The sequence below is a fragment of the Pseudomonas sp. TAE6080 genome, assembly GCF_018732265.1.
Lineage (GTDB): Bacteria > Pseudomonadota > Gammaproteobacteria > Pseudomonadales > Pseudomonadaceae > Aquipseudomonas > Aquipseudomonas brenneri.
In genome coordinates, this window is sequence record NZ_JAHIDY010000006.1 from 98,506 (window position 1) to 110,745 (window position 12,240).

The 12,240-nt window shown below is 57.9% G+C and carries 10 protein-coding genes; 5 read left to right on the top strand and 5 right to left on the bottom strand.

Features of this window, described 5'->3' with window-relative positions; genetic code table 11:
* Positions 1-286 precede the first annotated feature (286 nt).
* Positions 287-1,498: a pyridoxal phosphate-dependent aminotransferase gene (locus tag KL786_RS06890; RefSeq protein ID WP_029298044.1), complete on the bottom strand. Its 1,212-nt coding sequence runs from the start codon at positions 1,496-1,498 to the stop codon at positions 287-289.
* A gap of 203 nt (positions 1,499-1,701) precedes the next feature.
* Between KL786_RS06890 and msrB the strand changes: the two genes are divergently transcribed.
* From msrB to KL786_RS06905, 3 genes are all read left to right on the top strand, one after another.
* Positions 1,702-2,103, top strand: a complete 402-nt coding sequence (gene msrB / locus KL786_RS06895; protein WP_215517122.1) for a peptide-methionine (R)-S-oxide reductase MsrB — start codon at positions 1,702-1,704, stop codon at positions 2,101-2,103.
* Positions 2,104-2,263: 160 nt separating this feature from the next.
* On the top strand, positions 2,264-2,749 hold the full coding sequence (locus tag KL786_RS06900; protein WP_029298051.1) for a glutathione peroxidase: 486 nt from the start codon (positions 2,264-2,266) through the stop codon (positions 2,747-2,749).
* Positions 2,746-3,207 (top strand): MarR family winged helix-turn-helix transcriptional regulator, encoded by a 462-nt coding sequence (locus tag KL786_RS06905; protein ID WP_215517123.1) that lies wholly within the window; start codon positions 2,746-2,748, stop codon positions 3,205-3,207. Before KL786_RS06900 ends, KL786_RS06905 begins: the two co-directional genes overlap by 4 nt.
* On the opposite strand, the gene KL786_RS06910 is transcribed toward KL786_RS06905, so the two are convergent.
* A complete protein-coding gene (locus KL786_RS06910) occupies positions 3,191-5,515 on the bottom strand; it encodes a hybrid sensor histidine kinase/response regulator (RefSeq protein WP_215517172.1) in 2,325 nt (774 codons plus the stop codon). The genes KL786_RS06905 and KL786_RS06910 overlap by 17 nt on opposite strands.
* Before the next feature lie 165 nt (positions 5,516-5,680).
* On the opposite strand from KL786_RS06910, the gene KL786_RS06915 reads away from it, so the two are divergent.
* Both KL786_RS06915 and msrC read left to right on the top strand, forming a co-directional pair.
* A complete protein-coding gene (locus KL786_RS06915) occupies positions 5,681-6,571 on the top strand; it encodes an ATP-binding protein (RefSeq protein ID WP_090291527.1) in 891 nt (296 codons plus the stop codon).
* Positions 6,568-7,050 (top strand): free L-methionine (R)-S-oxide reductase MsrC, encoded by a 483-nt coding sequence (msrC, locus tag KL786_RS06920; protein ID WP_215517124.1) that lies wholly within the window; start codon positions 6,568-6,570, stop codon positions 7,048-7,050. Before KL786_RS06915 ends, msrC begins: the two co-directional genes overlap by 4 nt.
* Positions 7,051-7,188: 138 nt before the next feature.
* On the opposite strand, the gene KL786_RS06925 is transcribed toward msrC, so the two are convergent.
* The 3 genes from KL786_RS06925 to KL786_RS06935 all read right to left on the bottom strand — a co-directional run bounded on the left by KL786_RS06925 (position 7,189) and on the right by KL786_RS06935 (position 12,204).
* The gene (locus tag KL786_RS06925; protein ID WP_215517125.1) at positions 7,189-10,815 is read right to left on the bottom strand and encodes a transporter substrate-binding domain-containing protein; all 3,627 of its coding nucleotides are present in this window, start codon (positions 10,813-10,815) and stop codon (positions 7,189-7,191) included.
* Positions 10,816-10,823: 8 nt separating this feature from the next.
* Positions 10,824-11,450, bottom strand: a complete 627-nt coding sequence (locus KL786_RS06930; protein WP_215517126.1) for a response regulator transcription factor — start codon at positions 11,448-11,450, stop codon at positions 10,824-10,826.
* A 352-nt stretch (positions 11,451-11,802) separates the two neighbouring features.
* Complete coding sequence (locus KL786_RS06935; RefSeq protein ID WP_215517127.1) at positions 11,803-12,204, bottom strand: response regulator; 402 nt, start codon at positions 12,202-12,204, stop codon at positions 11,803-11,805.
* Positions 12,205-12,240 lie beyond the last annotated feature (36 nt).

Below are 12,240 nucleotides of genomic sequence, written 5' to 3' on the forward strand. Positions count from 1 at the left end.
ATGTCGCTTACTGCGGGGTATATAAGGTGCGGCACTGGGCTATTCAACCGGGCGACTATTTCAAACTGTGTCCTACAGCTTGAATGTAGAGCCTTGAAGGTTTTTTCTGACTCTGAATGTCGAGGGAAATTCCCGTTCGGCAGCCTTGGGGCCCCGTGATTGTTGGGGGCTACAGAGTAGATAGGGCATGGGGCGGGGCAAGAAGGTGTTTCTGCCTGGTGTGGGCACAGATGTGTTGCCAGATACTCGCTGTACGACCTGTGTCGGGTCGCACAGCGAAAGCAGGTTACTGGCGATAGGACTTCAGGAAGTTGCCGATGCGGCCGATGGCCATGTCCAGGTCATCCACACGCGGCAAGGTCACCACGCGGAAGTGATCAGGCCACGGCCAGTTGAACGCGGTGCCTTGCACCACCAGCAGCTTTTCCGACAGCAGCAGGTCGAGGACGAACTTCTCGTCGTTGTGGATCGGGCAGACTTTCGGGTCGATCCGTGGGAACGCGTACAAGGCGCCCATGGGTTTGACACAACTGACGCCGGGAATATCGTTGAGCAACTCCCAGGTGCGGTTGCGCTGTTCCAGCAGGCGGCCGGCTGGCAGCACCAGGTCGTTGATGCTCTGGTAGCCGCCCAGCGCGGTCTGGATCGCGTGCTGGCTGGGTACGTTGGCGCACAGGCGCATATTGGCCAGCATGTCGATGCCTTCGATGTAGCTCTGGGCATTGTGCTTGGGGCCGGAGATGGCCACCCAGCCGGAGCGGAAACCCGCCACCCGGTAGGACTTGGACAGGCCGTTGAACGTCAGGCACAGCAGGTCCGGGGCCAGGGAGGCGGTGCAGATATGCACGGCATCGTCATAGAGGATCTTGTCGTAGATCTCGTCGGAGAACACCACCAGATTGTGCTGGCGCGCCAGTTCCAGCATGCCCAGCAGCACTTCCTTGGAGTACACCGCGCCGGTCGGGTTGTTCGGGTTGATGATCACCAGCGCCTTGGTGTTGGGCGTGATCTTGGCCTTGATATCGGCCAGGTCCGGCCACCAGTTGGCTTGCTCGTCGCACAAGTAGTGCACCGGGTGACCGCCGGCCAGGGTGACGGCGGCGGTCCACAGCGGGTAGTCAGGCGCCGGCACCAGCACTTCGTCGCCGTTGTTGAGCAAGGCCTGCATGGCCATCACGATCAGCTCGGAGACGCCGTTGCCCAGGTAGATGTCCTCGATGCCGACACCTTCCACCTGTTTTTGCTGGTAGTACTGCATCACCGCCTTGCGTGCGCTGAACAAACCTTTGGAGTCGCTGTAGCCCTGGGCAGTGGGCAAGTTGCGGATCACGTCCTGGAGGATTTCGTCCGGCGCTTCGAAACCAAAGGGCGCCGGGTTGCCAATGTTCAGCTTGAGGATGCGATGGCCTTCCTCTTCCAGGCGTTTGGCGTGCTTGAGCACTGGGCCGCGAATGTCGTAGCAGACGTTGGCGAGCTTGTTCGATTTGCTGACCTGCATGGCGATGTGATCCTGAAAATGAACGATCCAGACGATGTGAAGACTACCGTGCTGGGAATCCGGCGTTTGGCTTGACCCATAAATACGTTTGAATGCCGATAACGCGGGTGCCAGACTGGCGCTTTGAAGAGGCGCAATCATACGTGCCGCCTGATCCATGGAAAAGACACAGATCAGGCTTTTTCAGTTGTCGAGGTGTATTGATGGAAAAGTTGGATAAAACCCTGGATGAATGGCGGGAAATGCTTGACCCGGCGCAGTATCAAGTGTGTCGCCTCAAGGGCACCGAGCGGCCGTTTTCCGGCAAGTACAACGCCACCACCACAGACGGTGTGTACCACTGCATCTGCTGCAATGAGCCGTTGTTCGACTCCAGTACCAAGTTCGATGCCGGTTGTGGCTGGCCAAGTTTTTATGAGCCGATTGCCGATAACGCGATGATCGAGATTCGCGATGTCAGCCACGGGATGATTCGCACCGAAGTGACCTGTGCCAAGTGCGATGCGCATCTGGGCCATGTGTTCCCTGATGGACCGCCACCGACCGGCTTGCGCTATTGCATCAACTCGGTGTGCCTGGACCTGGTTCCCCGCGAAGATCGTTAACGGTGACGCGGGTTGCCTGGGTGAACGCGGCGTCTGGGCGTTTTTCGCGGGCAAGCCCGCTCCTACAGGGGGTAATGTTGTGATATTGGTTTGGCTAATTACATTGTGTGCAATTGAGTTGTTCGCTATGTTTATCTTCTCTACTTCTTGAGGCCTTGTCATGAGCGACAACCTGCTGACCATCCCCTGCACCACCATCAAGGGCGAGCAAAAGACCCTGGCGGACTTCGCCGGCAAGGCGATCCTCGTGGTCAACACCGCCAGCAAGTGCGGGTTCACCCCACAGTACAAAGGCCTTGAACAGCTCTGGCAGCAGTACAAGGACCAGGGCCTGGTGGTCTTGGGGTTTCCGTGCAACCAGTTCGGCAAGCAGGAACCGGGCAACGAGGGGGCCATTTCCGAGTTTTGCGAGCTGAATTTCGGCGTCAGCTTTCCCTTGTTCAAGAAGGTTGATGTCAACGGTGGCGAGGCCCACCCGCTGTTTGTGCAATTGAAACAGCGGGCGCCGGGGCTGCTGGGTTCCAAGGGTATCAAGTGGAACTTCACCAAGTTCCTGATCGGCCGCGACGGTCAGGTGGTCAAGCGTTTTGCCCCGACCACCAAACCCCAGGAACTGACTCAAGAGATCGAAGCGCTGCTCAAATGACGGACTTGCCTGCCACATCCCTGGCCCTGGATGACCAGCTGTGCTTCAAGCTCTACGCCGCCTCTCGGGCGGTGACACGGGCCTATAAACCCATGCTTGATCAGTTGGGCCTGACGTATCCGCAATACCTGGTCATGTTGGTGTTGTGGGAGTGGCACACCGCCGCGCCGCTCCAGCCGACGCTCAAGGCGCTGGGGGAGCGCTTGCTGCTTGATTCCGGCACGTTGACGCCGCTGCTCAAGCGCCTGGAACACCTGGCGCTGATCACTCGCCGTCGTAGCGCGGTCGATGAGCGTGAAGTGCACCTGCGTCTTACCGACGCGGGCCAGGTGTTGCGTGAGCGCGTCCAGCCACTGAAGGCCCGCCTGCTGTGTGACAGCGGAGTCGATCTGGGCCAGGCCGACGTCTTGCGTCAGGACCTGGACCAGTTGCTCCAGCAGGTCAGAGGGTTGTCGTAGTCGGCACCCAGAGGTCGAGCAGGGCGTTGAGCTCTTCGCGGCGAAAGGGTTTGGCCAGGTAGTCGTTCATGCCGGCCGCCCGGCAGCGTTCGCGCTCTTCGGCCAGGGCATTGGCAGTCAGCGCGACAATCGGCAGCTCTGGCCAGCGCCCGCTGCGGCGAATCTGCCGGCTCGCCTCGTAGCCATCCATGACCGGCATGTTGCAGTCCATCAGCACCATATCGAAACGTTGTTCTTCCAACTGTTTCAGTGCCTCTGCGCCATGGGCCGCTACAACGACCTCGCAGCCGAGCTTGCCGAGCATGCCTTTGGCCACCAGTTGATTGACCAGATTGTCCTCTACCAGAAGGATGCGCGCGCGATGCGCAACCGGGCTGGTTTCCAACTGGACAAGGTCGAGGACTATTTCGCTGTCGGCGCGCAGGGTACGGTGCAGCACCTGATACAGCGCGGCGCGACTCAGTGGGCGTGCCTGCTGTTGCAAGGGGGCCAGGGCGACCACTTCTTCGCTGGGCATGAAGTTGCCGTAGGCGGTGACCAGCAGGATCGGTGCGCTGACGGTCGGGCGCAGGCGGAACAGGCATTCGGGGCAATCGGTGATCAGGATGTCGGGTGCCAGGCCACTCAAGTCATCGTCGATCGTTTTGCAGTACGGCGTCAGTCCCCAGTGCGGTAGCAGGGTGAGCAGCAGTTCTGCCAGGCCACTGCTGGCCCCGGTGATGACCGCAACCTCGCCCTTCAACGGCCCCAGCCGCGCCGCCGGTGTGTGGGCGGGCAGTGGCAGTTCGGCACAGAACTGGCTGCCGAAGCCGGTTTCCGAGCTGATGGTCAGCCGGCCGCGCATGGCCTCGCAAAGGTTGTGGGTCAGTGCCAGGCCCAGGCCGGTCCCGCCAAATTGGCGGGTAATACCGGCGCCCGCCTGGGTGAAGGGGTTGAAAATCCGCGCCTGGGCCTCTTGGGCAATGCCGATCCCGGTGTCGCACACTTCGATCCGCACGCCATTGGGGTGCGCACTGAGGCGTACATCGACGCGGCCGAAACGGGTGAACTTCAAGGCATTGGACAACAGGTTGCTGACAATCTGCCGGACCCGGGTCGGATCACCCACGACCTGGGCAGGAAACTGCGGATCGATCAGGCAGGTCAACTCCACGCTGGGCGCGGCGTTTTGCGACAACAGGTTGGCTGTATCTTCCACCAGGGAGCCGAGGTCGAAAGGAATGCTCTCCAGTTCCAGTTGTCCGGCATCGAACTTGGACAGGTCGAGAATATCGTTGAGCAGTTCCACCAGGACTTTGCCGGAGTCATGGGCAATCGACAATTGTTGGCGCTGCTCGGCATTTAACGCGCTGTCCAGGGACAGGGCAATCATGCCGAGCAGGCCATTGAGCGGGGTGCGGATTTCATGGCTCATGTTGGCTAGGAAGGCCGCGCGTGCCTGGGCCATGCCCAAGGCGGTCATTTTCGAGGCTTCCAGTTCTTCGTTGGATTGGCTCAGCCGCTGGTTGATCGCCTTGAGTTCGGTGGTACGGCTCGAAACAATGCTCTCCAACTGGCCAAGGTACTCGGTCAGGCGGTCCTCGGCGTGGCGCCGTTGCTGGATCTCGGTCTCCATATTCTCGAACTGCTGGTTGGTGACGTTGACCAGCACGCCGATCTCGTCGTGTTCGTGCCCGGGCGGGCAATCCAGGCGAGTCAGGGGCGCACTGCCGGGGTTGCGGGTGCTCAGTTCGCGGATGATCCGGATCAACGGCTGGGTCAGCATCACATAGAACAGGCCCAGCAGGATGGCGCTCAGGATCAGGCTACGGGCAAAGCCATTAAGCAGCGTGATCTCTGCACGGCGCAGGAAACGGCTGCCAAATGCGTAGGTATCGACATCAAGGCGCAAGACGCCCAGGGAGTCATCGGGCATGTGCGTGAGGTAGAGGCGGTCTTCGAACTGGCGGTTGGCGCCGAACAAAAAGTCGCTGACAGGGCGGTAGGGGCTCTCCTTGCGGGAGCGGCCAACGTCAGCCAGCACCAGGCCATTGTTGTCGACCAACTGTGCCCGGATGATGGCGGGGGAGTGCAGCAGGCCCAAGGTCAGTTCCTGGGCCAGTTCGGCGTCGATGTTGTAGGCGATACGTGAGGCAGGGTTGTGACTGATTTCAAGCAGCGCATGTATTTCACGGTTGATGGACGTGTCTTCGCTGGCATAATCAATGCCGATTTGGATCAGGCTGAGCAAGGTTCCCAAGACGAAACCGACCAGCACAGTCAGTCTGGCTTGTTTATAAGACAAGCGGTGGGCGAACTTGATATCCATTGGGTGCTGAACCACTTTACGTTTCCCTTCGCCCGGCAAGCATAGCTGAACATCCTCAGCGTCAGCCTTGCCCGGTATGAATGGTTTTTCAGGTGCAGCTGTCTGGCAACTGCGTCAGGGTTGCCAATACGCCATTTTTTATAAGAACTTGCCACAGGAATAGTCATGGATTCTCGATTGAATGCCTTTCTTGAGCGGGCCGATGCGGTGCTCGCTCGTCTGGAACCCCTGTTGCCAGCGCCTCGCGAGGTCATTGACTGGAACCACTGCCTGGCGGCCCGCTGGCAGCGCGAGGGCCGCAGCGGGTTTTTGATGCCGCTGGAGGTCAGCCTGGATATGCGTCTGTCCGACCTGATCGGTGTCGACAAGCAGCGCGAGCAATTGGCACGCAATACCCAGCAGTTTATCGATGGCCTGCCGGCCAACCATGCATTGCTCTGGGGCTCGCGTGGCACTGGCAAATCGTCCATGGTCCGCGCCTTGCTGGCCCAGCATGCCAAGGCCGGCTTGCGCCTGATTGAAATCGAACGTGACCACCTGGCCGACCTGCCGCGTGTGGTCGAGCAACTGCTCAAGCTGCCGCAGCGTTTTATCCTGTTCTGCGACGACCTCTCGTTTGAGGCCGGCGAAGGCGATTACCGTGTGCTCAAGAGCGTGCTGGACGGCTCGCTGGAGCAGGCCCCGGAAAACGTGCTGCTGTATGCCACGTCCAACCGTCGTCACCTGGTGCCGGAAAACCAGAGCGACAACGACAACTGGAAACGTGTGGACGGTGAGTTGCACCCCAGTGAGGCGGTGGAAGACAAGATTGCCTTGTCTGACCGTTTTGGCTTGTGGTTGTCGTTCTACCCGTTCACCCAGGAGCATTTCCTGGATGTGGTGGAGCACTGGATCGGCGAGCTGGCGAGCAAAGCGGGTCTGCAGTGGCAGCGCGATGAGGCCCTCGACATCCTTGCCGTGCGCTGGGCTACCGGCCGGGGCAATCGCAATGGCCGCTGTGCCTATCAATTTGCCCGTTACTGGGTGGGACTTAAATTGCTGGAGCGTCAGCCATGATCGACTTGCAACAGGCGGGCAGCGGCCTTGATGGGTACGCCATGCTTTGCGCACAGTTGGAGTCGCTGCTGGCCGATGAGCGCGACTTTATTGCCAATGCGGCGCAGTTTTCCGCGTTCCTGTTCAACCAGCTCGATGATTTGAACTGGGCTGGTTTCTATCTCAATCGTGATGAAGAACTGGTGCTTGGGCCGTTCCAGGGGCAGATCGCCTGTGTGCGGATTCCGTTTGGCCGAGGTGTGTGTGGTGCGGCGGCGGCTTCGCGGCAAACCCAGCGGGTGGAGGATGTGCATGCGTTTGCCGGGCATATTGCTTGCGACAGTGCTTCCAATAGCGAGTTGGTGGTGCCGCTGGTCAAGGATGGGAGGTTGATTGGGGTACTGGATCTGGATAGCCCGAAGCTGGCGCGCTTCAGTTCTGAGGATCAGGTGGGGATTGAGCTGTTGGTCGCGATTTTCCTGCGGTTGACGGATTGCTGAGTGAAGCGCGCTTAAGCCTTTTGGCAGGAGCGAGCTTGCTCGCGAAGAGCTTGATAACGCCGCGTTTATTCAGCAAGCCTGGGTTATCGTTGACGTCCTTCGCGAGCAAGCTCGCTCCTACAGTGGAGGAGCGTTCAATCAGTGTGGTGGCAGGCTGTCCAACTGTTGTTGCAGCACCTGCTCAAGGTCGAGCATGGCGTTCTCGATGGCCTTGACCCAAGTGTCGACCTGCTCCTGGTCAGTATCCTCGCCAGCCTGCTCCAGCCTCTCGCATTGCTCGGCCAGTGCACGGGCCTGGACGATCCTGGCAGCACCCTTGATCTTGTGGGCCTGGTCGATCAGGTCCTGGTGAGCGCCTTGCACGAGCAATGTCATGAGTTCCTCGCGATCACGACGACTACTGCTCAGCAGTTCTTCCAATAGACGCTGGCTTAACAGTGGATCACCGCCGGTGAGGGCGTTCAGGCTTTCGAGATCGAAAATCCGCGCTGGCGACAGCGGGGTGATCTCGGCCAGGTGGCGTTCCAGCGTCGTAAGGCTGATGGGCTTGAACAGGCAGTCATTCATGCCCGCATCCCGGCAGCGCTGTTTTTCCTCCGGCTGGGCATTGGCGGTAAAGCCCAGGATGATACAGGGCGTCATGTTTTCCCGTTGCTCATGTTCACGGATCGAACGAGCCAGTTCATAACCGTTCATGACCGGCATGTTGCAGTCGGCGATGATCAGGTCGAAGTGCTCCTGGCGCCAGGCCTGGAAGCCCGCTGCGCCATGTTGGACTGCGGTGAATCGATGCCCGAGGAAGCCCAGCTGCTGGCACATAAGCAGGCGGTTTGCCGGATGATCATCTACCACCAGCACATTCAGCTCTGCCGCGGCATCCTGGTCCGCGGGCTTGAGTTCGATCAGCGGGTAGGCCGGTGGCAGGCTGGTCATCTGCAGCGAGACAAACACCTGGGTGCCGACGCTGGCTACGCTGCTCAGGGTCAATTGCCCGCCCATCATCTCGCACAGGCTGCGACAGATCACCAGCCCAAGACCGGCGCCGCTCCTGGCCAGGTGCCCGGAATTGTCGGCCTGGGAAAAAGGTTCGAACAGGCGTTGCTGGTCCTCCCTACTGATACCAATGCCGGTGTCTTCGACCGCCAGTTTCATCTGGATCTGTTGTGGCTGTCCGGTGGCCTGGATATCCACCTTGATCTTCACCTCGCCCTGCTCGGTGAACTTGATGGCATTACTCACCAGGTTGGACAAGACCTGTTTGAAGCGCAGGGGATCGATCTGCACGTCGCGCTCTTCGGCGCCGGGATTGAACTCCAGTAACAGGTTGAGATTCTTCTGGCGGGCCAGGCCATCGAACACACGCACGACTGACTCGATCAGTTCCCGCAGGTTGACGCGTTCCGGCGCCAGGCTCAGACGGCCAGATTCGATGCGCGCGATGTCGAGGATATCGCCAATCAACTCCAGTAGATCCTTGGCCGAATTGTAGGCGACCTCGATGGCCGGACGATCCAGGTGCCCGTGGTCGGCGCGCTTGAGGGTCAGCTCCAGCATGCCGATCACCGCGTTCATGGGGGTGCGGATCTCATGGCTCATGGTCGCCAGGAACGTGCTTTTTGCTCGGTTGGCCTCATCTGCGCGGTCCTTGGCAGCACGCAGGTCATCGAACAATTGGCGACGTTCGCTGATGTCGATCCAGCCGCCGATGATGCCCTGGACTTCACCGACGGAGTTACGGTACGGCAGGATCCAGTGATAGATCGTCAGGTGTTGCTCGCGAATATGCAACGGGCGATCAAGGATCAGCGGCTTGCCTTCGGCCACCACCCGCAGATAGTCGGCATGGTATTGCCTGGCTTGCGCCTCGTTGGCCAGGCTGCTCTGCATGACACTCTTGCCGATGACCTCCTCGCGCTTGACGCCGAAGGCCTGCAAGTAACTGTCATTGCAGGTCTGCAGCAAGCCGTTGCGATCACGCACGTAGATCGGGTGAGGGGTTTCATTGACCAGGGCGCGCATGAATTCGTATTGATCGCTGAGGGCTCGCTCTGCCATCTGCCGATGCTTGATCTGCCTGCGCATGTAGCCGTTCCAGGCCAGTGACGTGAGCAGCAGTAGCCCGGCGGCGCTGATGATCTGGATGATCAGGCGGTGGTAGTTGCGCCAATAGCTATCGGATGCGGCTGTGTAGCCACGCCAGCGGTTGTTGATAACGCCAAGCTCATCGGGCGCGATGCTGAGCAGGGCCTTGTCAAGAATGGAGGCCAGTTCGGGGGCGCTGCGTGATGTCGCCAGGGAAAAAGAAGCCAGTTGCGTGCCGATACTTGAACTGATCTGCAATTGGCCTTGGAAAAAGTGTGATGAGAGGAAATAGTTGGCGACCACCAAAGAGTTGACGGCCCCGTCTACATGCCCCTGTGCCAGCATTTCCGAGGCCTTGAAGGTATCGCTGGCCTGCACCAGGGTGATCTGCGAAAAATTCCGACGCAGATAATCCACCAAGGGATTGCCTTCGGTGATCGCCAGTTTCTTTCCTGCCAGTTGCTCAAGGCTTGAGGGCGCTCCAGGCTCCTTGCGCGTCAGCAGGACGTAGGAGTTCTGCAGGTAGGGCCGGCTGAAGTTGAGCCTGGCTTCGCGTTCGGGGCTGGGGCTGATGGCGGCAATGATGTCCGCGCTACCGTTTTCGACCTGCTCGATCATTTGGCTGACATTGCGGGTGTTCTGGAACTCCAGGCGCAAGCCCGTACGTAGCCGTATCAACTCCAGCAGGTCGGCGGTCATGCCCCGCATCTGGCCGTCTGAGTCGACGAACGTCAAGGGGGCGAAGGTTTCGTTGATGACCACTTTCACCACCGGATGGTCCTTGAGCCAGCGCTCTTCACGTTGGCTCAACTGCAACTTGTGGTCAGTCAGCAGGATAGCGCTGCCTGCACTCCAACGTTTGGCGATGTTTTCTCGCTCGTAGGTACCGATGCCAGCGAGGACTGTATCGACGATGCCCAATAGGGTTTGCTGGTCGCGGTGTACGGCGAAGCTGAAGCCGTACGCTTCGTGCTTGCCGAAATTGGCCATGCGGATGTTCTTCAGGTAGCCCTTGTTGATCATGTAATGGGTGGAAATGGTATCGCCGAGAAACACATCGGCCTGGTCGAAGGCCACGGCGTTCAGCGCATTCAAATAGGACGGATAGACCTGGATGATCGCATTGGGGTACAGCGCTTCGACTTCCTTCAGCGGCAGGTAGTGGTAGACAAGGCTCAAGCGCATGCCCGCCAGCCCGTCATTGAGCGGGCGGGTTTCTGCGTCACGGGTGACCAGCACCGGCTGGTCGACCGCGTAGGGCGTTGACAGGACGATGTCGGCGTTGCTCGCTTCAAAACCGTTGGCGCTACCCAGTAAATCGATTTTCCCGTCTTCCAGCGCCTGGATTGCTGCCTCCCGTGATGGGTAGCGCATCACCGTGACGGGCAATGCCAGGGCTTTGGCCAGGATACCTGTGTAATCGGCAGTAATACCTTCATAGTCATGACCGCTGGCGGTGATGTCGAAGGGCGGGTAGTCGGGTGTCGAGGTTCCCAGTACCAGTTCGCGCTTGTTTTTTAGCCATTGGCGCTGTTCGGGGTTCAGGTGAGTGTCCAACTGAACGATACCGGCACGGCTCAGCAGTGAGTAGCGTTCTGGAGCGGTTTGAGTGGCTGGCACGGCTGTACTCAAGCACAGCCCGGTACTCAAAATGATTAGATAGTCCTTTAAACGCCTTGGCATCCTGTTTCTCACACTAACGCGTTGCGTTTTGCCATCTCGATAAGTTCTACCAAAGACTTGGCCTTGAGTTTTTGCATCAGTCGTTTTTTATAAGTGCTGACAGTTTTGTTGCTGAGAAACATACCTTTGGCAATTTCCTTGTTTGTACGGCCTTGCGCAAAAAGTTGTAAGACCATAAGTTCTCGGTCATTGACTGATTTGAAAAGATTTAATTCTTCGCTTTCGCCGAACTCGGTGCCATTGGTGTTCAATGCCTGACTTGGAAAATAGTTGTAACCTGAAAGTACGGCCCTGATGGCACTTAACAACTCACTTAGGTCACCTTCTTTACAGACATAACCATCAGCACCTGAACGCATGCAACGTGTGGCAAAAAGTGTCGGGGATTGGGCTGTCAGAATCAGGGTTTTCATTGGGGTGCTCATGGCATTGAACCGGCAGAGAACCTCCAGGCCGTCGAGTTTTGGAATGCTGATATCAAGTATGATGAGGTCTGGAAGACATTCGCGGACCATTTGTATTGCATCACAACCGTTATCTGTTTCACCGACTACTTTGTAACCTTCATGTTCCAGCAACATTCTGATTGCAAGTCGAATAACCGGGTGGTCGTCAATAATAAAGACTGTATTCATGAGCCAATTCCATACTAGTGCAAATAAGCGCGCACATTAGCTCAGAAGGTAGGGTAGGAGCATGAAGGGAAGGCTGAGCAGGTATAAAACAGGAAAATTCCTACGCATAAAAGGGCGTCAGACTACGATGCACTAAGGCTTTGTTGGCTGCGTTGTAAGAGTTTCTTGGGTCAAAGGTTTTAAAGTTGTGCGGTGTTGTTTGCAGGCTGAATAGAGGTGATATTTCATTTGTGTGAGCGTTTAGTATCCTACGGTAAATGTTGAAAATACCTGGGCAATCAACAGGGTGTTGGTGTCGTGGGATACTTCAGGTTTGCCAGGCGATTTTTGGTCAAGTGCAAAGCAGTACTTTTTAATCGTAGGCAAGCCCTGATCGGCTGATCAACTCGATCCAGGCTTCTTTGTTCAAGGGCTTAGCCAAATATCCAAGCAGGCGCAAGTCACGTTGTATTGCCAAGGTTTTCAGATATTCCAGTTCGAGGGCGGGTAGTCCACTTAGCAATACAGCACTTTTGACAAAGCCTGCATGGCTGGCTATCTCCACCAGCTCCAACCCGGTAAGGTCGGGCAGGCATTGATCACACAACATCACATCGAAGGGGACTTCGGTTGTTCTCATCAACTTGATCGCCTGCTCGGCATTCTCGGCAGGTGTCAGTTGATTGAAGCCGAAACTTTTGAGCAGGCACTGAAGGGCCAGGAGTTGAAAAGGATGATCTTCCACCAACAGGATGCGCAATTGTCGTTCGGGCATAGGAAGTTCCGTGGACGTAGCTAAAGCCGGAAAATA

Bases quoted from the DNA above. Each gene is read 5' to 3' on its own strand.
- KL786_RS06930 (WP_215517126.1), bottom strand. From the start codon at position 11,450: ATGAATACAGTCTTTATTATTGACGACCACCCGGTTATTCGACTTGCA.
- KL786_RS06910 (WP_215517172.1), bottom strand. From the start codon at position 5,515: ATGGATATCAAGTTCGCCCACCGCTTGTCTTATAAACAAGCCAGACTG.
- KL786_RS06905 (WP_215517123.1), top strand. From the start codon at position 2,746: ATGACGGACTTGCCTGCCACATCCCTGGCCCTGGATGACCAGCTGTGC.
- KL786_RS06935 (WP_215517127.1), bottom strand. From the start codon at position 12,204: ATGCCCGAACGACAATTGCGCATCCTGTTGGTGGAAGATCATCCTTTT.
- KL786_RS06925 (WP_215517125.1), bottom strand. From the start codon at position 10,815: ATGCCAAGGCGTTTAAAGGACTATCTAATCATTTTGAGTACCGGGCTG.
- msrB (WP_215517122.1), top strand. From the start codon at position 1,702: ATGGAAAAGTTGGATAAAACCCTGGATGAATGGCGGGAAATGCTTGAC.
- KL786_RS06900 (WP_029298051.1), top strand. From the start codon at position 2,264: ATGAGCGACAACCTGCTGACCATCCCCTGCACCACCATCAAGGGCGAG.
- KL786_RS06890 (WP_029298044.1), bottom strand. From the start codon at position 1,498: ATGCAGGTCAGCAAATCGAACAAGCTCGCCAACGTCTGCTACGACATT.
- KL786_RS06915 (WP_090291527.1), top strand. From the start codon at position 5,681: ATGGATTCTCGATTGAATGCCTTTCTTGAGCGGGCCGATGCGGTGCTC.
- msrC (WP_215517124.1), top strand. From the start codon at position 6,568: ATGATCGACTTGCAACAGGCGGGCAGCGGCCTTGATGGGTACGCCATG.